The organism is Shewanella sp. ULN5, assembly GCF_030731885.1.
Lineage (GTDB): Bacteria > Pseudomonadota > Gammaproteobacteria > Enterobacterales > Shewanellaceae > Shewanella > Shewanella holmiensis.
The window spans coordinates 1-22016 of sequence record NZ_JAPJEE010000021.1 but is presented as its reverse complement, the minus strand read 5'-3'; the positions used below and the strand labels follow the sequence as shown (position 1 = coordinate 22016).

General features: G+C 42.6%; 15 protein-coding genes. 7 read left to right on the top strand and 8 right to left on the bottom strand.

The genetic code is table 11. The features are described from left to right. Positions 1-93 precede the first annotated feature (93 nt). Together ORI98_RS16120 and ORI98_RS16115 are read left to right on the top strand one after the other, a co-directional pair. Positions 94-1434, top strand: a complete 1341-nt coding sequence (locus ORI98_RS16120; RefSeq protein ID WP_306135920.1) for an MATE family efflux transporter — start codon at positions 94-96, stop codon at positions 1432-1434. Positions 1435-1614: 180 nt separating this feature from the next. Further along, on the top strand, positions 1615-1965 hold the full coding sequence (locus ORI98_RS16115; RefSeq protein WP_306135919.1) for an FKBP-type peptidyl-prolyl cis-trans isomerase: 351 nt from the start codon (positions 1615-1617) through the stop codon (positions 1963-1965). Between the two features lie 121 nt (positions 1966-2086). Here the strand turns inward: ORI98_RS16115 and ORI98_RS16110 are convergent, their stop codons facing one another. Further along, positions 2087-5242 (bottom strand): DUF3427 domain-containing protein, encoded by a 3156-nt coding sequence (locus tag ORI98_RS16110; protein WP_306135918.1) that lies wholly within the window; start codon positions 5240-5242, stop codon positions 2087-2089. Positions 5243-5654: 412 nt separating this feature from the next. Between ORI98_RS16110 and ORI98_RS16105 the strand changes: the two genes are divergently transcribed. Both ORI98_RS16105 and ORI98_RS16100 read left to right on the top strand, forming a co-directional pair. Continuing rightward, a complete protein-coding gene (locus tag ORI98_RS16105) occupies positions 5655-6968 on the top strand; it encodes an ATP-binding protein (protein WP_306135917.1) in 1314 nt (437 codons plus the stop codon). 99 nt (positions 6969-7067) lie between these two features. After that, positions 7068-7790 (top strand): sulfotransferase, encoded by a 723-nt coding sequence (locus ORI98_RS16100; protein ID WP_306135916.1) that lies wholly within the window; start codon positions 7068-7070, stop codon positions 7788-7790. A 29-nt stretch (positions 7791-7819) separates the two neighbouring features. Here the strand turns inward: ORI98_RS16100 and ORI98_RS16095 are convergent, their stop codons facing one another. From ORI98_RS16095 to argC, 6 genes are all read right to left on the bottom strand, one after another. After that, a complete protein-coding gene (locus ORI98_RS16095; RefSeq protein WP_306135915.1) occupies positions 7820-9772 on the bottom strand; it encodes a methyl-accepting chemotaxis protein in 1953 nt (650 codons plus the stop codon). 160 nt (positions 9773-9932) lie between these two features. Further along, a complete protein-coding gene (gene argH, locus ORI98_RS16090; RefSeq protein WP_306135914.1) occupies positions 9933-11297 on the bottom strand; it encodes an argininosuccinate lyase in 1365 nt (454 codons plus the stop codon). A gap of 139 nt (positions 11298-11436) precedes the next feature. After that, positions 11437-12660 (bottom strand): argininosuccinate synthase, encoded by a 1224-nt coding sequence (locus ORI98_RS16085; protein ID WP_188842082.1) that lies wholly within the window; start codon positions 12658-12660, stop codon positions 11437-11439. 63 nt (positions 12661-12723) lie between these two features. Next, entirely contained in the window at positions 12724-13629 is a 906-nt protein-coding gene (locus tag ORI98_RS16080; RefSeq protein ID WP_306135913.1) for an ornithine carbamoyltransferase, read from the bottom strand. Positions 13630-13640: 11 nt separating this feature from the next. Beyond that, complete coding sequence (gene argB / locus ORI98_RS16075) at positions 13641-14420, bottom strand: acetylglutamate kinase (protein ID WP_306135912.1); 780 nt, start codon at positions 14418-14420, stop codon at positions 13641-13643. Between the two features lie 25 nt (positions 14421-14445). Next, entirely contained in the window at positions 14446-15426 is a 981-nt protein-coding gene (gene argC / locus ORI98_RS16070; RefSeq protein WP_306135911.1) for an N-acetyl-gamma-glutamyl-phosphate reductase, read from the bottom strand. Between the two features lie 265 nt (positions 15427-15691). Between argC and argE the strand changes: the two genes are divergently transcribed. From argE to ORI98_RS16055, 3 genes are all read left to right on the top strand, one after another. Further along, entirely contained in the window at positions 15692-16843 is a 1152-nt protein-coding gene (gene argE, locus ORI98_RS16065; RefSeq protein WP_306135910.1) for an acetylornithine deacetylase, read from the top strand. Between the two features lie 148 nt (positions 16844-16991). Beyond that, the gene (ppc, locus tag ORI98_RS16060) at positions 16992-19640 is read left to right on the top strand and encodes a phosphoenolpyruvate carboxylase (RefSeq protein ID WP_306135909.1); all 2649 of its coding nucleotides are present in this window, start codon (positions 16992-16994) and stop codon (positions 19638-19640) included. Then, positions 19640-20176 (top strand): DUF1439 domain-containing protein, encoded by a 537-nt coding sequence (locus tag ORI98_RS16055; RefSeq protein ID WP_306135908.1) that lies wholly within the window; start codon positions 19640-19642, stop codon positions 20174-20176. The genes ppc and ORI98_RS16055 overlap by 1 nt, the downstream gene beginning before the upstream one ends. A gap of 251 nt (positions 20177-20427) precedes the next feature. Here the strand turns inward: ORI98_RS16055 and ORI98_RS16050 are convergent, their stop codons facing one another. Beyond that, a complete protein-coding gene (locus tag ORI98_RS16050) occupies positions 20428-21702 on the bottom strand; it encodes a CinA family nicotinamide mononucleotide deamidase-related protein (protein ID WP_306135906.1) in 1275 nt (424 codons plus the stop codon). Between the last annotated feature and the right edge of the window lie 314 nt (positions 21703-22016).

The window sequence follows — 22016 nt, the reverse complement described above, 5'->3', positions numbered from 1 at the left end:
CTTAGCAAGTTATGGCTTGAAGCCAGTTCATGGATTTGGTGCAATATTGTTCCAACCGATAATAAAACCACTTTAAAGTACAGTACCTTGCATATGTCCTTATTTAGCGCTCTCTCAAATGGTGATAAAAATCGCCAGCTAATGGCATTAGCCATTCCGATGATTTTATCCAATATTACCATTCCACTGCTTGGGTTGGTCGACACCGCCGTCATTGGCCATCTTGGTGAAGCGTATTATTTAGGCGGAGTTGCTCTTGGCAGCACCATAATCACCTTAATGGTGTGGTTGCTGGGCTTTTTACGTATGTCGACCACAGGCCTTGTTGCTCAAGCCTATGGTGCACAAGACGATCACACTCAACAGCAGTTGTTGGTTCAAGGTGTTTGTTTAGCACTTTTACTTGCCACAGGCGCTTTGGCATTACAACAGCCCATCTTGTCCTTGGCGCTACACTTAACCGAAGCTAGCGCTCAGGTACAATATTATTGTCGCCAATATGTTGAAATCCGTATTTGGGCACTCCCCTTTGCTCTCACAAACCTTGTTTTACTTGGCTGGCTACTGGGTAGGCAACAACCCAAAGCCGCCATGTGGCAGCTGATCATTGCTAATATCGCCAACATTATTTTGGATGTGGTGTTTGTCATTGGTTTTCAATGGAACGTACAAGGGGCGGCGTTAGCCTCTGTCATTGCCGATATATGCGCCTTCACAGTTGCTGCTGTCATGATCACACGCCAGCTTAAACAACAGCAAAACCATTTTGCTTGGTCACAATTGCGGCAACACCTTAAATTTGCAGGGTTATCACGCCTACTTACTCTGAACCGTGACATATTAATTCGCAGTTTATGTTTACAAGCCGCCTTCAGCTTTATGGCGTTTTACGGTGCAGGATTAGGTGATACCACCTTAGCAGCCAATGCGGTGTTGCTAAATTTATTGATGTTAATTTCATACGCGCTTGATGGTATTGCTTACTATGCAGAGGCCGAAGTAGGCCGAGCGGTCGGCCAACGCAACCCCACTCTGCTATTTGACTCCGTCAGTCTAGCGTTTGCTTGGTCGGCAATTATCGCCATCATATTTAGCGGCGGCTTTTGGCTGTTTGGCAATCACATCATTCATTTACTGACAAACATTCCCAGCGTACAACAAACGGCACAGTCATACTTATTTTGGCTAATTGCCATGCCCATTTTAGCCTTTGGCTGTTATCTATTTGATGGGGTTTATATAGGTGCAGCACAAGGCCAGGTAATGCGTAACAGCATGATTTTGGCAACCTTTGGAGTATATTTCCCGCTTTGGTGGAGCCTGCAATCATACGAAAACCATGCTTTGTGGAGCGCATTATGTGCATTTATGTTGTTTCGTAGTTTGAGCTTGGGGTGGCACTATCAGTACCGACTCAAAGCCCAATTGGGGTAAATTTTTTTAAATGCAATCAACTTCAATCAACCACCATCCCATATGATTACAATAAATGACATAGTGATTATCAAAACGTAAACTCGCAGCCTTAAATATGTTGATATCAACTGTTATGATATCTGCATACTGCTGAGTTTTTGCCCAGCGACGGACATCAAATAATTAATAAGACACTCTATGACTTCATCAACATTGACAGATTTAATCATCAACGACACCCAAATAGGAACAGGTAAAGCGGCAGAAAAAGGCGCACTTATTACCTGTAAATATACTGGCAAACTAGCCGACGGTACTGTGTTTGATAGTTCAGATACATTTCAAGTGGTGATATCCGCTAAGCGGGTTATTCAAGGTTGGTATATGGGCATTATTGGAGACAATCCTATGTGCGTTGGGGGTAAACGTCAGCTGTCAGTGCCAGCAAACCTTGGTTACGGCGAACGTCAAATTGGCGAGAAAATCCCGCCTCATTCAGATTTGTTTTTCGACATTGAATTGCTTGAAGTGTTAACCCGTGATGATTAAGTCACGCCTATAATGGTCCCGCACCCACCACATCGTCCTCTGCAACACGCCGTAAACCCATCCATGGGGGCTTGACGAAAACATCCTGTTTTCAACAGTTGCATATGCCGATTTGGTAGGCTTACCCTACTGCTAATTTTGCAGCTTCATGCCACATAATGTCTGGCATAGGCGTCATTAATTTCCAAGTAATATTCATCGGTTGTATCCCCGAGTGCGCCATGTAAACTACTTCGCCAAAATTGACAAAACCCATGGTGCGGCCGTTTTCATCTTTAGCTTGCTCACGCACAAACAAAATCAATTTACGGCCCTCTTTTTCATGCTCAATGTAACCCAGACCTCGGCCATGTTCGGGTCTTGCACTATTTTGAGATTGCCAATGGAATAACGATTCATTGATTGCGTAATCATGGTACATGGTCGTCGGCGAAAATTGTTTGACTGACTTTTTCAAGGTCACAAACAACAGCTCAACATTAAGTGCTTTAAGGACTAAAACGCCTTCACGGGCAGTCGATTTTTTGCTAAAAGAACTTGCGCCAGTGGCTGCGAGTATTTGCTCTCTGGTATACCTTGAATGCACTTTCAAAGATGGGATTCCAGGGATAAGCATTTCAAATTCATTATGATGTATACGCTCAATAAGTAACGATATGACATCAAGGAGTTCAGCTTGTAACTGAGCATGTCTCAACGCCGCAACACTTTGCTTAAGGCTGGTAAAACCTAGCTCGGCGCCCGACTTATCCCAAAAATTATAATGGCACATTAATGCAAATTGACACTGGGTTGCATCCATATCGTCGAAGCTGAAATTATCGATAATTAGCTGCTTTAAAAACTGTAAATATGAGATAGAACTGCAGGCAAACAAATGATTATTTATCGCGCGATAGTAGGCTTTCGCCAGACTTCCATCTAAATTTGGCTCATTTATTTGGTTTTTATGTGCGCTCTCAACGAGTTCTAACCAACTCATTTTTAGCTTATAAATATCTTCTAGCTGAACGTTAGGGTTAAAGCGTAAAAAATTAACCAAGCTTAAGGTAAGCGTACTTTGGTGCTCGAAATTATTAATGAGCTGGCGCAGCCTGCTAGCATTCATGGTTGCACGACTAATATTCCGTAAAATCATTGCCTGAGTCTGTTCTTCTAGCTCGATCCGACAGCCTAATGGCAAGTGAGGAAAATCATTGGTTATCTCATCTTTAATCGATTGATTCGTTTTACCAACCAACGCGCGAAACTTTTGTGAAAAGTCATATTCATCACGAGAATTACCCACAAAGTCCAATACCGTGCAGCACTGTTTATCATCAGTTAATCGCAATCCTCGCCCTAACTGCTGCAAAAAGATGGTTAAGCTTTCGGTTGGACGTAAAAACAATAATGTATCAACGTCTGGAATATCGACGCCTTCATTGAAAATATCCACCACGCATAAAATGTGCACATGACCACTGACTAGACTTTGGCGCTTTTGTTGCCGTTCATGGCTATTATCACTAGTAAGAACATCTGCACTAATACCGGCTAAGTTAAACTTCTTTGCCATATACTCTGCATGTTCCTTACTAACACAGAAAGCCAAGGCTTTTATCTGACGAATGTCAGTGACTGTGTCATTTAGGCTTCTAATAATGCGAGTAACTCGTTGTTCATTATGAGTATAAAGATGGCTTAGCTCTGCGATATCATATCGCCCTTGATGCCATTTAATTTTGCGAAGGTCGGTATCATCATCAATTGCAAAATACTGAAAAGGACATAAATAGCGCTGATTGATGGCTTCAGGCAAACGAATTTCTGCAGCGATTACCCCACAAAAGTCATCAAGGATATTTTGCCCATCATGACGCTCCGGCGTGGCGGTTAACCCCAATAAAATCTTGGGTGAGAAATGCGCTAGTAATCCTCGATAACTACTTGCTGCAATGTGATGTACTTCATCGATCACAATATAATCATAAAAATCAGCGGTGAGTGGCAAGCTTTCTAATTGCAGGTTTAAGCTTTGTACCGAAGCAAACAAATGCCGGTAGCTATTAGGCTTGTGCTCAGCAACCCACAATTCACCAAACTGATTATTCTTCAATACTCCACGATAGGCAGACAAAGCTTGCTTAAGGATCTCTTGTCGATGAGCCACAAATAAAAAATTAGCTTCTGGATGCTGTTTATAAAAACGGGCAAAATCAAACGCTGAAATAAGTGTTTTACCGGTGCCCGTTGCCGCAACGACTAGATTTTTATACCGCTGATGAACTGTGCGCTCAACATCCAGCTGCTCAAGGATTTCTCGCTGATGTGCAAAGGGCTTTATATCAAAATGAAATGCACTGTCGTCACTGTAACCGCCCTTAGCTTCCCGCAACGCCTCGTGAAGTTTGTTTTTAGATTCAATATCACCCTTAAACAATTCAAATTCACTCGATTGCCAATAGGATTCAAAGGTGTTGAGAGATTTGTCTATGATGTGGGGGATTTCTTGGCTGGTTATTTTTAAATTCCATTCAAGGCCACTGGTCAGTGCAGAATGCGACAAGTTAGATGAGCCGATATATCCAGTGTGGAACCCTGTATTACGCAAAAACAAGTAGGATTTAGCGTGCAAGCGTTCACGCTTAGTGTTGTAACTCAATTTAACTTCTGTATTTGGCAGGCTTGCTAAAAACTCGACCGCTTTAGCATCTGTCGCCCCCATATAAGATGTCGTGATGATCCGCAGCGTTTTGCCGCTGCGAGTGAACTCTTCAAGTTCATTCTTAAAAATCCGAATACCGGCCCACTTAATAAAAGACACTAACCAATAAATTTTGTCTGCTGAGCGGATCTCACGTTTAAGCTCTGTTTCAAGTGAAATACCCGCATTGCTGCCACAAAACAATTCACTTTGACTTAAACCTGTTAGAGGATAAATGGCCTTCGTAAACTCTGGGAAATCGGTTGATATTGGGTTTTGCTTTTCAAACAACGCCGTCAAAATACGGCCTTTACTATCAAGCAAGTTTTCAGATATCAACTGATCATCACTGACATGATCTTTTAGCCAAAAAACCAATTTGTTAGCAAGACTAATTTGATTCGCTAACTGGTCATCGCCTTTTGGAACGGCTTCTATCGCATACTTAATGATGTTTGTTAAAAATCTGGATAACCAGATACTGGCTTCAGCACTATCAAGCGGCCTTTCTCCTAAATAGAAAACATCACGATCTATGTTTTTATCAATAAGTTGAGTAATGAGCTTTTCATAAATACCAACTTGATCCATGTCGGATATGCCTTTTGAAAGTACAGAAGATAAAAATATACTATAACAACACTCATGTATGAGTAATCTAAATTTTAATATTTATCAATTGAATACAGAAGCGTATACAACAATCACAGCACCAACACATACCTTGTACTTCTGCCGCCCGCGTCGGTTTTGGCCAAACATTGTTACTCTACAAGCTGGGCCAAATGTCGGGTTAGATTATTGCGGCTGACTTTGGCCACGCTCTGAAATTGCCGACAACTGATTGCGTCACGTAAAGCCCCTCCCCTGAGTAGCTATAGCACACTTTTATGCGCATAAAAGTGTAACCTAAGCGCACTTTTACGCGCATAAATGTGTAACTTATGCGTGTTTTTATGCTTATAATGGTCACTAACATTAATTACCGTCGGTTAGAGGCTTTATGAAACGTACCTTACTCAATTCGTTAATGACGTGGAAAAATCAGCCTATGCGTAAACCATTACTGATTGATGGTGCTCGCCAAACCGGTAAAACGTTTCTCCTGCAATTACTGTTTGGTAAAACATTCGCCAATACGCTGCGTATCGACTTTCTAGAAAACCCTGCTTTTAAAGAGGCTTTTGATAGTTCACTCGCACCAGACGAGTTATTAACAAACATTGAACTGATCACTGGCCAGAGCTTTAACCCAAAAACAGACTTGCTTATTCTTGACGAAATCGGCGAGTGCGAGCGCGCTGTCACATCACTCAAATATTTCGCTGAAAAAACCCCGACTTACTTTGTCGCTGCAAGCGGATCCAACATTGGATTATTAAATACTTTCCCTGTTGGGAAAGTTGAACAATACTATTTACGGCCGTTAACGTTCAAAGAATTTATTTATGCCTCCGAAGAAACTGCGCTAATTAAGGCATTTGACACCCAAGCAAATTCGACGACCGCACACCACATACTAACGGACAAACTCACTGATTATTTCTTTACCGGTGGTATGCCAGAGGCGGTGGCAGTTTGGTATCAATATAAAGATGCCAGCATATTAGAACGTGTTGCAAAGGTCTCGAAAATACATGCTGACTTGGTAGAAGGTTACCGACGAGATTTTGGTAAATACGCGGGTAAAGTTGATGCGACCTTGATTGAGTCAGTGTTTAGCAGCATACCTGCACAACTCTCTATCGTGATGGATGAGTCGGTTAAGCGCTTTAAATTCAAAAATGTCCACCAACGTAAGTCACGTTATAGCGATTTTGAAAACGCGATCCACTGGTTACTTCGTTGTCGCTTGGCACTGGCTAACTATCCGATTGAAGGGGCGCCTAAATCACCACTTGCCGCTTACAAAAAAGACAATATGATTAAGCTATTCATGTTCGATATAGGGCTACTCAGCCATATGCTTGGCTGTAGTTATAAAGAAATAAAACAGCAAAGTTATGAGTACAAAGGGTATATTGCCGAAAACTTTGTCCAGCAAGAACTGGCTGCTATGGGTGTTGACCCTAGCTACTCTTGGAATGATGCTCGAGCAGAAATAGAGTTTATTGTGACTAATAATGCTGGCAGCATTTTCCCTATCGAAGTCAAAAGTGGTAAACGTACGCGTGCTAAATCTCTTGCGTCATATATCGAAAAGTGCGATCCAAGCAAAACATTCAAGCTTACCGGCACACAAGGATCATCAGCACTAGAGAAAGAACATATCGTCATGCCGCTATATTACACTCAATATTTACCGACAAAATGGTAGCGTTAGGTGACTAATCATAAATGGTGTAACCGGTAATTTATATGACTGACTGACTAATCAATAAGTTTACCTTTCAATAACCCAATGCGACGGTAATTAATGACATCCAAGCTGACTGAAGTATCGACATCACCACAAGCCGCTAAGCCTAAACCCACTGTGGCAAATAAAGTGTTTATTATTGGCCTGCCACGAACAGGTACGACTAGCGTGAGTGTGGCGTTGCTTGAGCAAGGCTTAACGGTTGCTCACCAGGCCTTTACTAAGCAGGCGTTTATGTTGGCTGATGCAGTGTCGGACGCGCCCTGCTTTAGCGACTATCAACAGTTGGATAAGCTGTTTCCTGCAGCTAAGTTTGTTTATTTAGATAGGCCGTTGGATAAGTGGATCCCGTCGATGCAAATGTTGCTTGGGCGCATGTTGGTGCATTTAGATAAAGACAATGGCCGCTTTCATCCGATAATGAAGCGGAGTTTTCAACACAGTTTTAAAATTTGGGATTTGGCAGAGCCAGCTGATGCAGGTCATTTACGCAGATGTTATTTGACCCACCAGCAACAGGTTAGTGAGTATTTTGCTGGTCGAGATAATTTTATCTCACTCGATATTAGTCAAACAGGTGCGCTAACTCAGTTGTTGGAATTTATCGGATTGAATAACCCATTAACTTCGGCTAAAAAACTTAATTTTCCGCAGCTGAATATTGGCCGTAATGTGGCGAGCTGGGATGAATATAAACACCCCAATAAAGTTAGCGCCAATGCTTCTGGGCCTGAAAGACGTCAGTTTTTTAGCTATTCACTTGAAACGATATACGATTAACGATAAACGCCACAAATATAGGGCTGATATTAACCTGTAGCGATACCTAAGGTTTGCTCAATGGTGTTAACGCCATCAGCCACTTCTTGGGCAATTTGATGACTTTGCGCTGTCGCGGTTTGTGCATGGCCTTTTAAGGTATCCATTGCCAGGGCAAATTCATTTAAATAGTTTACCTGCTGGCTAGCATACCCCGAACCTTGTTTAGCGGTTTCCATCATTTCACTGGCTTGATGCTGAACCGTTTGGGCGACTTCAAGTAATAGGTTTACCCGCTGCTGCTGGCTTTGTGTTGCTTGTCCTATTCCGTTTACGCTGTCAGTTAAACTGGTATTTGATAGGCTTAACTGATTTAAAATACGCATAATGTCTTTTAAAGAAGATTGGGTACGATGCGACAAATTGCGCACTTCATCGGCCACCACGGCAAAGCCCCGGCCTTGCTCACCTGCACGCGCCGCTTCAATGGCGGCATTTAACGCCAGCAAGTTAGTTTGCTCTGCAATATTACCGATCACATCAACAATTTGCGTCACACTCGTCACCGAGGTCGATAATTCCGCTAACGATGCCTGACAATGATCAACCGCCTGTTGTGATACTTGAGTTGCTGTCAACACTTCAACCGCTTGTTGCTGGCTTTCTTGCATATGCTGCATGGTGATGGTGGCACTGTATTCCACCTTCATTGAAGACTGTTTTACTTCATCTGCAAGGGACATAATCTGAGACGTTTGGGTTTGGGCCACATTAACTACGGCCTGGGTTTGTTCGGTATTGGTTGCAATACACTTTATTCGGTCAATCAGTAAACCCAATGAATTTGACACTGCTGTCACTTGTTGGCGCTGCTGATCATCCTCTTGTTCAAACCGTAACAGTAGCTGGTTAAAATGGCCTGCTATTTGGCCGGTTTCATTGCGACTGGCAATCACTAGCGGCTCACGACTATTAGACTCACTTAATTGCATAAATGCGCTATTTAATCGGGTTAAGGGCATGACTACGCTTCGATGTTGCAGCCACAAATAGCCAATGGCAAATAAACTGATAATTGTCACTATGGCGTACAAAATCGTTTGCAGCCACTGCTTTAATTGCTGATCAAACTCCGCTTGAATACTGCCCAGTGCAAACAGCTTGGCTTCCACTTGTTGAGTATCATCCGCAAGCTGTGCCTGCACGGCTAAATTATCTGTTAGCATCTGATAAGTATTGGCAATTTCTTTTTCATAACGTGCACTTAAACTAAGCAGTTCGCCGCGGTATAGATCACCAATTTCGACTTGTTCAGGCTCATCATCCCCCAAAGCAAATTCATCAACCTCTTGCTGTTGATACATGCCAATTAATGGCAATAAATTTAACTGCTCATGCCAAGTACTAAGCTCTGCAATGCTGGCTTTCAAACCAGACTCAAGCCGATTGTCTTTCCCTATCAAATATCCTTCTGATTGTTGTGACAGCCGATAAACCACTAGGGGTAATTTTCGAGTAAGGGATAAATACTGTCGGGATAATGAGGGATTGATTGTCGCGCCTTGCTCAGCATAATCAGCCAGGCGTTTATTATTATCCAGCATTTCAGATTCGGCATAGGCAAGTAATTGGCGTGGATTGCCCGCCAGCTTCCCGGCTGCGCGATAGCGATTATCTAGGTTATTAACCAATTCATTTAAAAACTGCGTGGCTGCAGCAATTTCAACCTGCGCTGTAGCCAAGTTTAACTTAGTAATGCGTTCAGCAATCTCGGCTAAATATTGACGAGCTTGGGTCAGGTTATGACTGTCTCCCGTCTGCAAATAAGCGCTGATATTGGGACGCACCTCTAGTAGAAAATCTTGCTGAATATCCAGTAATGCTTTGGCTTGGGAGTCGACTTCACTGCGTTTATCTGTACTCCATAACACTGCAGTAGCAAGTAAACCGGCTAATAACAATAAAATGGCCGATGCGGTTAATGAAAGCGTCGAAATTTTCATGGCAGGGTTCTAATAGAGAAAAATGATTTACCTCATAATATTAAGATCTTATGACAAAAAGATGACAATTAGCTCGACAGTGTTACGGTAAAAATATCCCAAAATGAAATAAGCCCTGCTGATGTCCACCAGCAGGGCTTGTTGATAAATAACGCTATGTTTACGCCTTTTTAGCGGCGATAGCAGCCTTAACTTGATTCAATGCTGTGCCACCCAATACATCACGTTTTTCTAAACAGGCTTCAATGGTTAAGTTAGGGTAAACATCGTCGCTAATCACCTTTGCAAACTGCTGGAGTTGCGCGACAGTTAACTCTTCAATTGGTTTTTGCTCACCAATGGCAAACACAACCACTTCACCTACCACATGGTGCGCTTCACGAAAAGGCATGCCTTTAGCTACTAAGTAATCCGCTAATTCGGTCGCATTGGCATAACCTTGTTGCGCCGCAAGTAACGCTTGAGGGCGATTCACTTTTAAGCCTGACAATACTAATGCTGCCATGTCTAAACAAATTGCCCAGCTGTCAACCACATCAAATAAGCCTTCTTTGTCTTCTTGCATGTCTTTGTTGTAGGCCAAAGGTAAGGCTTTCATGGTGGTTAAAATACCCACTAAACTGCCATAAACACGACCCGTTTTACCACGAATAAGCTCTAATGCGTCTGGGTTTTTCTTCTGTGGCATGAGTGATGAGCCAGAGGTCACCTCGTCCGCTAATGAAATAAAGTTAGCTTCGCCTGAGTTGAAGAAAATTAAATCTTCAGCCATGCGGCTTAAATGCATCATGCTAATAGACGCTGAACTACAAAGCTCAACCACGTGATCGCGATCTGATACGGTATCTAGGCTGTTAAGTGTCGGCCGAGCAAAGTTAAGTGCGGTAGCTAACGCATGACGGTCAATCGGGTAAGCCGTGCCAGCTAATGCACCTGAACCTAATGGACAAGAGTCCGCACGGTTAAGGGCATCTTGTAAGCGGCTAATATCACGCTCAAACATTTCAACATAAGCTAATGCCCAGTGACCAAAGGTAACAGGTTGCGCACGTTGTAAATGGGTATAACCCGGCATAACCGCGTCGACTTCTCGCTCGGCTACCGCGATTAATTCAGCGTGTAAGGTGCCCAATTTAGCCAGTAAAGTTGCACCTTCTTTTTTACACCATAATTTTAAGTCAGTTGCGACTTGGTCGTTACGTGAACGTCCTGTATGCAGCTTTTTACCTAAATCGCCAACTTTGGCAATCAGCTTTTGTTCTACAAAACTATGAATATCTTCTGCACCTGTGCTGATAATGGCTTGTGGATCATTACCGACTTCAACTAACAATTCATTTAATGCCGCTTTCAAATCTGTGCATTCTTGCGCGGTAATAATCCCGACACTTGCGATGGCATCAGCCCAGGCAATTGAACCAACAACATCCTGTTCAAATAAGCGATAATCAACGGGTAGCGAGTCATTAAATAATTTGAAAAGTGCACTGGTCTCGCCCTGAAATCTTCCGCCCCATAATGCCATGTCGGTATCCTCTTTTTAGCTGTAGCTATTCAATTAAGTCGATTCTATGAGTATTTACTTCTGGTAAGCACTCTTTGCAAAACAAAAGTGATTACAAGAAGGGCGCCTAATCAGCGCCCTAATATCATGAGCTTTATGCTTATTTGCTATTTAGCGCACGAATACGGCTAGCTAAAGAATATAAGCGGATAAAGCCTTCAGCGTGCTTTTGGTCATACACATCATCTTCACCAAAGGTGGCAAATGATTCTGAATATAAGCTGTTTGGCGAGCGCTTTTTAACTGGGGTTGCCTGACCTTTATAAAGCTTGATCACCACATCACCATTGACTGATTCAGCTAAAGACTCTGATGCCGCAATAAGCGACTTACATAAAGGCGTAAACCAACGACCGTCGTATACTAAATGCGACATTTGGCCGGCAATTTGTTCACGCCAAGTACGGCTAGTTTTATCTAACACTAACTCTTCAATGGCACGTAAGCCAGCAAACATTACTGTGCCGCCTGGTGTTTCATAACAACCACGAGACTTCATGCCAACTAAACGGTTTTCGGTAATATCGATACGGCCTACACCATGTTTACCAGCAATATCATTTAGCTTCATTAATGCTGCATAAGGTGACAAAGCTTCATCATTGACATGGGTCACACGACCATTTTTAATGGCCAGTGACACATATTCTGGTTCATTCGGTGCATCTTCTGGCGCAACAGTTAACGTCCACACACCTTTTGAAGGCTCGTTCCACGGATCTTCTAACTCGCCGCCTTCATGGGAAATGTGCCATGCGTTAGCATCACGGCTATAAATTTTAGTCGCTGAGGCGCTGGTTTTGATGTCACGCTCTGCCAAATAGGCAAGCAAGTCTTCGCGACTACGCATTTCCCATTCACGCCATGGCGCAATCACTTTTAAATCTGGTGCTAGCGCAGCAAAACAACCTTCAAAACGCACCTGATCATTGCCTTTACCTGTACAACCATGACATACCGCATCTGCACCCACTTTACGTGCCACTTCTACTTGCGCTTTAGCAATAATAGGACGCGCCATAGACGTACCTAACAAGTAAGTACCTTCGTAAATGGCACCGGTAGCGATAGTGGGGTAAATATAATCTGCAACAAACTCTTCTTTTAGATCAACGATGTGACATTCAGAAGCACCTGAAGCGATGGCTTTTTCATGTAAACCAATTAACTCTTCTTCGCCCTGACCTACGTCAGCACAAAATGCCACGATTTCACAATCATCATAGGTTTCTTTTAACCATGGGATGATAGCTGAGGTGTCTAACCCACCAGAGTAAGCTAAGACGACTTTTTTAACGCCGGTTTTTTTCACTGCACTAGACATGTTTTCTTCCTACAATCTGCGACTAAACGCTGTTCAATTTAACGATTAATACTGCTGACAGTATTAACTTAATAAGGTGACTAATACGGCATTTTGAGCATGCATACGATTTTCAGCTTGATCTAAAATTAACGATCCTTTGCCGTCCATCACTTCATCTGTGACTTCTACGCCACGGTGGGCGGGTAAACAATGCATAAAGTATTTTGCCCCCGCTTTTGCCATTAACTCAGCATTCACTTGGTATGGGCTGAAACGTTCTTTAATTTCGGTTAAAGAGGTGTCATCACCCATTGAAATCCAAGTGTCGGTATAGATAGCATCGTGGCCTTCTATTTGATTAATATCAGCTGATAATGTCAGCTTGCCGCCATTTTGTTTTGCTAAAGCTTGTGCCTCTGTTACCACTAAGGCATCAGGGAAATGCCCTTCAGGACAAATCACTGTCATGGTTAAACCTAAAATGGCTGCGCCATAAATAAGTGAATGTGTCACATTATTACCATCACCAACATAAGCTAATTTTGCTTTGCTGACATCATCAAACTGCTCAGACAATGATAAAAAGTCAGCAAGCGCTTGGCATGGGTGATACAAATCAGATAAGGCATTAATCACAGGTACACTGCCATGCTTAGCTAATTTTTCAATGGTGGTATGTGAATAGGTTCTTGCAACAATTGCATCCGCCCAGCATGAAATGTTGGTGGCAAAATCTTCTACCGATTCACGCTTACCTAAAGCACCATTTTGTTGATCAAGGTATAAACAATGACCACCTAATTTATTAATGCCGATATCGAAGCTCACTCGAGTGCGCAGTGACGGCTTTTCAAAAAGCATCACAACGCTTTTTCCATCTAAGGCGCGACGGTACTCAGCTGGGTTTGCTTTAATTTTTTTAGCTAATGCTAAAATATCCAGTAACTGAGTTTGAGATAACTCTTTTATCGACAACAGGTGCTTCATAAACTACTCCATTAAGGCTGTATTTGAGTCCCGATGGACCCGCCTTGTGCTAATGTTTTTAACTGTTCGGTTTCTAGCCAAGAAGCGACTAAAACGGGTTTCCCCATCCATTGTGCGACTTCTAAAGCTGCTTCAACTTTTACTTTCATGCCTTTTTCAATAACACCCTCTGCAACCAAGGTTTCTATTTGGCTTTTGTTCAAACTTTTTATCACTTGCTTGTTAGCATCCCACACTCCCGCAACATCAGATAACAGCACCAATGTGCCATTAACTAACTTAGCTAATGCCGTTGCGGCCTGATCTGCATTCACATTTAACATTTCACCGGCATCAGACACCGCGATAGAACTGCAAATGGGCAACCAGCCTTGTTGTAAAATAAAGTTCAAATAGCTGGCGTCATTTGGGGTCACTTCACCCACTAGACCTAAACGTTCATCTTTAATGTTGGCGTTAACCACATTACCGTCGCCCAAGCTCATGCCGACACTGACGACACCCGCTTTTGCTGCCGCAGCTTGCAGGATTTTGTTTGAGGTGCCCGCTAATGCGCCGACAACAATACCGATTTGATCGGCTGGGGTAACGCGTAAACCGTCAAGCTTGATAATCTCTTTACCATTAGCGGTTAATTGCTCATCAACTAAGCAACCACCACCATGAACCAATACAATTTTCTGACCCGTTGCCGTCATGTCTTTAATCGCAGACATTAAATTAGCCATACCGGTTTCAGTTTGTAATAACGCGCCGCCAACTTTCAGCACTAAAACAGAATGAGTTGTCACTTTTATATCCTTGTTTTATTAGCCGTTACACGCCGAAGTGGATTTTGATACATTGCAAACCTTGGCTTGCTGCACCTTTCATTAAATTATCGATAGCACTTGCGACAACAAGGTAGCCACTATTGGCATCGTATTTCCAACCCAGATGACAATTTGGGGTTAATACCACATCGTCGACTTTTGGAAATTGATTATGCTTGACCGTCACAATTGGCGAGTTGTCATACACACTATATGCTTTTGCTACATCGGCTTCTGTCGTGCCAGATTTTAGCTGCACGGTAATGGTCGCGAGAATGCCTCGTTTAAAATTGCCCAAATGTGGGGTAAAAATAACTTCCTGACCTAATTGAGTCGCTATTTCAGGTTGATGTCTGTGACCTAATACACCGTATGGCGTTAAGCTTACCTCACAAAAACTGGTGTGCAGCTGTGCTTTACGTCCCGCGCCCGTAACACCACTCACGGCATTAATCACCGGATAAGCTGATGTTAAAAAGGATTTTAACGGCTTTAACGCTGTTAATGATGCCGTCGGGTAACATCCTGGTACGGCAATCATTTTAGTTTGCTTAATTTGTTCAGCATTCCATTCTGCTAATCCATAAACCGCATCGGCTAATACTTCTGGATGCGTATGTTCAAAGCCATACCATTTAGGATATTGGGCAACATCAGCAAAACGATACGCGCCGCTTAAATCGAATACGGCTAAACCTTTTTTATAAAATTCAGCGGCTAGCTCCAAACTAATTGAATGCTCAGTGGCTAATACCACCGCATCGGCTTCTGCGACAATTTGCGCTTTAGCTTCAGCCGTTAAAGGTGACAGCACATAAGGCATGTGGCTGTATGTAGGATACAAGTCCGCCAGTTTGCGACCTTTATCTAAACTGTTTTCTGAGACATACAATCCCTGCACTGATAAATTAGCATCAGCATTGATCAAAGACGTAATTTGTGCGCCGGTGTAACCACTAGCACCTATAATTGCGATATTTTTCATTGTGTTGTTGTCTTTTTTTGTCATAAATGGAAGTGTTAGCATAAAGCATTTTAGACGGAGGACGTCTCATTTGGCGCTATCGTCGCAGGAAGTTCGCTTTAATTATTGATATATTGGATTTCACAGCAAATTTACGCATATTTATTTTCATTTCTTACAGTCAAGTTGTAGTGCCTTAGTCATCTGTTTGCTAGACTAACACACAATATTATTTATGCAATATTACTGAATAAGTATTTTATTGTTTTTCTACTTAGGATCATAAATGAGCACACTACCTCACCTTAAAGATGCGTTTTCACAGTTAATTAGCACACCATCTATTAGCGCGCTCGAACCTGAGCACGATATGAGTAATCATGCAGTTATAGGCTTGTTGCAAAACTGGTTTAGCGGGTTAGGTTTTAGTTGCGAAACTCCTATAGTGGCCGACTCACGTAACAAGCAAAATTTAATCGCTCGCCTAGGTCAAGGTGAAGGCGGGCTTTTATTGGCAGGCCACACTGATACTGTGCCATTTGATGAAGGCCGTTGGAGCCAAAGCCCATTTGAACTCGTTGAAAAAGATAATCGCTGGTATGGTCTAGGCACCTGCGACATGAAAGGTTTTTTTGCGTTAGTCCTTGAAGCATTGAAAGATATGCCACTTAAAGACTTTAAACGCCCATTAACCATTTTTGCCAGCGCCGATGAAGAGACTACCATGAGCGGTGCCAAAGCGTTTGCCGACTCAAAAGCCATTGCGCCTGATTATGCTGTGATCGGCGAGCCGACCAGCTTAAAACCTGTATATATGCATAAAGGTCATTTAGCTCAGGGAATTCGGGTAATCGGTCGCAGTGGTCACTCTTCAGATCCCGCAAGAGGATTAAATGCCATTGAAGTGATGCATAAGGTCATCAGCCAGCTAATGAAACTGAAACAGCATTTAAGTGAAAACTATCGTGAAGATGCCTTTACTGTACCTTATCCAACCATGAACTTTGGCCATATTCATGGCGGTGATGCGGCAAACCGAATTTGCGGCTGTTGCGATTTACACCTTGATATTCGCCCTCTTCCGGGCATGGAACTGGCTGAGCTTGAATTAATGGTATTGAATTACTTAAGTGATATTAGCAAAGAGTATCCTGGCAGTATTAGCGTTAGCACGCTCTACCCTGGCGCTGAATCATTTGCCGGAAAAGCCGACAACCCATGGACCAAACTCGTTGCTGAGTTATCCGGCCATGAAGCAGAAGTGGTTAACTATTCAACCGAGGCGCCATACATTAATAAATTAGGCTGTCAGACTCTGGTTTTAGGCCCTGGCAGCATTAATCAAGCGCATCAACCTGACGAATTTATCGGTTTAGAATACCTTACACCGACGGTAGAATTGATCAAAAAAATGATTTATCACGCATGTATTAAGTAGAAATCACTAAATAAGCGCTACAAATTGCGCAGAGTGAAAGTTTTTAACGAAATAAAATTACAAAACACAGTGTTGGTGTATTGACCGAATACTGTACGATGGTTATTGTGATAGCCAGGCAATTTAAACGAGTGACTTTGGAGTATGTATGGCAGAGCAAGTGGCAGATATGTATGCCTCACTAAGATCAAACGTGGGACATTTAGGCCAAATTTTAGGTGAAACTATGCAAAGCCATCTTGGTGATGCATTTCTTGAGAAAGTTGAACAAATCCGTATTCTCGCCAAACAAGCTCGTAAGGGTGATGAAAGCTCACGCGAGCAAATGTTAGCCCTGCTAACATCTTTGCCTGATGAAGAGTTAGTCCCATTTGCCAAAGCCTTTAACCAATTTTTAAACTTAGCCAACATTGCTGAGCAATACCACACCATTAGTCGCAACTGCGATGAGTTAGTATGTGTTCCCGATCCTGTTGAACAGCTTCTGGGCAGAATATTAAATACCGATTTAGACGAAAATGATGTGATCAATTGCTTAAAGCAACTGGAAATCGATTTAGTGTTAACGGCGCATCCAACTGAAATCTCTCGCCGCACATTAATTCAAAAATACTCTGCCGTAGTTGATTGTTTAACTGACCAAGAAAATAGCCAGTTATCTGATAGAGAACGCAGCCAAAATAGTTTACGGTTACGCCAGTTAATTGCCCAAATATGGCATACCAACGAAATACGTAGCGAACGTCCAACGCCTGTTGATGAAGCGCGTTGGGGATTAAGCACCATTGAAACCTCTTTATGGCAAGCTATTCCTGATTTTCTACGTCAGCTAAATGATCAAGTTGAGCAACGTACCGGTAAAGAGCTACCTATTAATATCGCGCCAGTGAGATTTTCTAGCTGGATGGGCGGCGATCGTGATGGTAACCCATTTGTTACCCACAAAGTGACCCAAGAAGTATTAGATAGAAACCGTCATGCCGCTGCACGTCTTTATCTAAAAGACATTGTGGCATTGGTTGGCGAATTATCAATGGAGCAAGCTACACCTGAATTATTGGCCCTTACCGAAAACAGTAACGAGCCATATCGTGTGGTGTTACGCAAGTTACGTTGCAAATTGCGTAAAACAATCGACTATTTAAACGAACGCCTTGAAGGCCGTCATCCTGATATTGATACCAGTGACATAGTCTGGCACCAAGCAGACCTACAGGAGCCACTAGAGCTTCTTTACAATAGTCTGTGCGATAGCGGTATGAAGCTTATAGCAAACGGTTTATTACTCGATATTTTACGTCGTCTTGCAAGCTTTGGCATTCATATGTTACGTCTGGATATCCGCCAAGACTCAACTCGCCATAGCGATGTGATTGCTGAGCTAACCCGTTATTTAGGTTTAGGCGACTATAACGCTTGGGACGAAAACGAGAAACAAGCTTTCTTGTTACGCGAATTAACTAGCCGTCGCCCATTAATCCCTGCTAACTGGCAACCAAGCGATGATGTGGCAGAAGTCATTAAAACCTGTGCACTTATCGCAAAACAACCTAAAGAATCTTTAGGTTCATACGTGATTTCGATGGCGGGTAAACCGTCTGATGTATTAACCGTGTTACTGCTATTAAAAGAAACCGGTTGCAGTCATCCAATGCGCGTTGTGCCATTATTTGAAACATTAGAAGATTTAACCAACGCGGCAAGCTGCATTGAGTCATTATTAAATATCGATTGGTATCGTGGCTATACTAAGGGTATGCAAGAAGTCATGATTGGCTATTCCGACTCAGCAAAAGATGCCGGTGTAATGGCAGCGGCTTGGGCCCAATATCGTGCACAAGAGCAATTGGTTGCGGTATGTAATAAAGCTAACGTTAAGTTGATGCTGTTCCATGGTCGTGGTGGTTCTATCGGACGTGGGGGCGGACCGGCTCATAAAGCAATTCTATCGCAACCTCCTGGTTCAGTTGATGGCCGTATCCGCGTAACGGAACAAGGCGAGATGATCCGCTTCAAGTTTGGCTTGCCTAAATTAGCCGTACAAAGCTTAGCTTTATATACATCGGCCGTGATGGAAGCGACGTTATTACCGCCTCCAGAACCTAAAAAGGCTTGGCGCGATTGTATGCAACGTATTGCTGAAGAATCGGTATTACATTACCGCGGTATTGTGCGTGAAGAAAAAGACTTCGTGCCTTATTTCCGCTCAGCTACACCTGAAGTCGAGTTAGGTAAACTACCGTTGGGTAGCCGACCTGCAAAACGTAAAGTCGATGGGGGTATTGAAAGTTTACGTGCTATTCCATGGATTTTTGCTTGGTCACAAAACCGCTTAATGCTACCTGCCTGGTTAGGCGCAGGTGAAGCTTTAAATGCAGCAATTCAACGTGACGAGCTAACATTACTTCGTGAAATGGAAGCTGAATGGCCATTTTTTGAAACGCGAATTTCTATGCTAGAAATGGTCTATATGAAAGCTGAGCCAAATTTAGCGCGTTATTATGAAAACTGCTTAGTGAAACCTGAACTACATCATTTAGGTGAAAAGCTGCGCCAAAGATTACAACTCGGTATCGATACTGTGTTATCACTAACTGAATCAGATCAGTTAATGTCACACACACCGTGGAACCGTGAATCAGTAAAACTTCGCAATCCATACATTGATCCATTAAACTTCCTGCAAACCGAGCTATTAGCCCGTACTCGTAAAGAAGCTGAACCTTCTGAGCACGTACAATTAGCGCTAATGCTGACTATCGCGGGTGTTGCCGCTGGCATGAGAAACACGGGTTAATGAAAACATTACAACTGATATTAGTCAGTGCATTGCTACTACTGACTGGCTGCGCCAGTCAGTACAGCATTACTGAAAATGAAATAGAAAATTACCTCAATAATGAGATGCATTTTGAGGTCAAACAAGGCAACCAGATTATCGGTATCAATCTGGTGTTAAATGATATGCAAGTTAGCTTAGGCGACAAACCTAACATTATGGGTTTAACGGCGACGACAAAAGTCAGTATCCGCAATCCGCTAATGCCAATCAGCGCTAAACTTAAAACGACATTTGAAGCACAGCCTTGGTACGACAGCCAAACTAAAAGTGTCTATTTACGTCAGTTAAATTTAGTCAATGTCAGTGCTGAACCCGCCGAGATTGAACAAACACTCTCAACAATTACGCCACAAGTGATGACTTTTTTACGTGGTTTTTTAGAAAATCAGCCAGTGTATACGCTTGATATGAATGACACTAATCAAGCATTAATGGCTAAAATGACCAAAGAACTTGCGGTAGAAAAAGGCAAGTTAGTAGTAAAGTTTTAGCTGAAACATCTCTTAAAAATAAAGCGCTATAGGCGCTTTATTTTTTTGTCTAATATTAATCAGAGTTACAGCGAACTAACCAAAAACCGATTAAAGATATGTAGCAATCCATTAATAATCTTCAATAAAAACATTATCTCAGCAGCTAGAAATCGTTAGTGGTAACAAGACTAGTTTACCCGTCAATCGCAGGTCTATAGCAAGCTTGTCCACGCAATTAGCGTTAAATAGCCGCTGAAGATAAATTCCGGTTACTTATCAAAGCGACCAATTGAAGGATAATCAACAATCACGGCTTCATCAAGCAATGCTCGGCGCAACATGTCATAAGCTACAGCAGCACTTAAACTTCTCACTAACTGACGAGAACGTCTAGGCAATTTAACCATTTGGCTATACACGCCCTGCTTGGTTGCCAATGCAATAGCGACTGTTCCGACAGGTTTATCATCAGTGCCTCCATCAGGGCCTGCGATACCACTGGTAGCCAAAGCAAAATCACTATCCAAAATCTTACGAGCACCATCTGCCATCGCCTCAACTGTCGCAATGGAAACGGCACCATGATCGTCCAAAATCTGTGGGCTTACGCCCAACACTTTCACCTTAGACTCATTACTATAAGTAACTAATCCATGATGTAAGTATGAGGAACTGCCAGCAAAAGCAATCAGCTGACTAGTGATCATGCCACCAGTGCAAGACTCTGCAACACTGAGGCTAAAACCCGATTGAAATAAACGACCATGGATCTCTTCGGCTAACGTAGCTTTATTCTCAGCAACAACCGCGGTACCTAAACATTGTTTCACAGCTTTAGTCACCTCTGGTAGCGCGCGGATCGCTTTATCGCCTCTGGCAAAGATTTTAATTTCAATGTGTGGCATTGAAGAGCGGTAACCTAATTCAACACCATCAGGGAGTGAAAGTGTTGTTAACATATCCGCTAATGCTGATTCGCCATAACCTATAGTGAGCAATTTATGCAATTGTGTATTGTCAGCCAAACCGAACTCTTGTGTAATAAACGGCACAAACTGCTCTGTAAACATATGCTTTAGTTCAAAAGGCACACCAGGGGTAAAAAACAACCACGCATTATTTAACTTAACTCTAAAGCCACAAGCTGTACCAACAGGATTATCAACCATAACTGCAGACTCGGGTAACATGGCTTGCTTCAAATTACTTTTAGCCATCACTCGGCCACTTTTAGTAAACCAATCAACTAAATGTTCTCGCCATTGGACGTTTTCAACTAAGGCCTCCCCTTTGGCAACTGCCATAGCCAGTGCAGACATGTCATCGCTAGTGGGCCCTAAACCGCCATTAACCAATATCACATCTGCATGTTTGCTTCGCTCCTGAAACACAGCAACTAGATCATCTAAACGATCACCTACCGTTGTCCGTTGTTGCATTTCAATTCCAAGGGACATCAGCTCGTTAGCTACCCAAGCGGCATTGGTATCAATAATCTGGCCAGATAATACTTCTTCACCAGTACAAATCATCTCTAGCTTCATTGCTAAATCCTTTAATGCAGTAATTGCCCCATAAGTTATGGCAACCAATATGGCAATAGCAAGAAAATAGTTCGATTAATCAGAATGCTTTCCACATTAAACCAATAACCTTTTTGAAAAACAGTGAATATAGCGCTACATAATGGACTTTATTGTAGTGGAGTAAAGATGGGAAAAAGATCAGATCGTTAGCATGCTAATAAACTAAATAAGAATCTATATTTCGCTAAATCAGCAAAACGAAAAAAGCCCTAGCATTGCTGCTAGGGCTTTCATCTTAAGTTGGCGGAGCGGACGGGACTCGAACCCGCGAC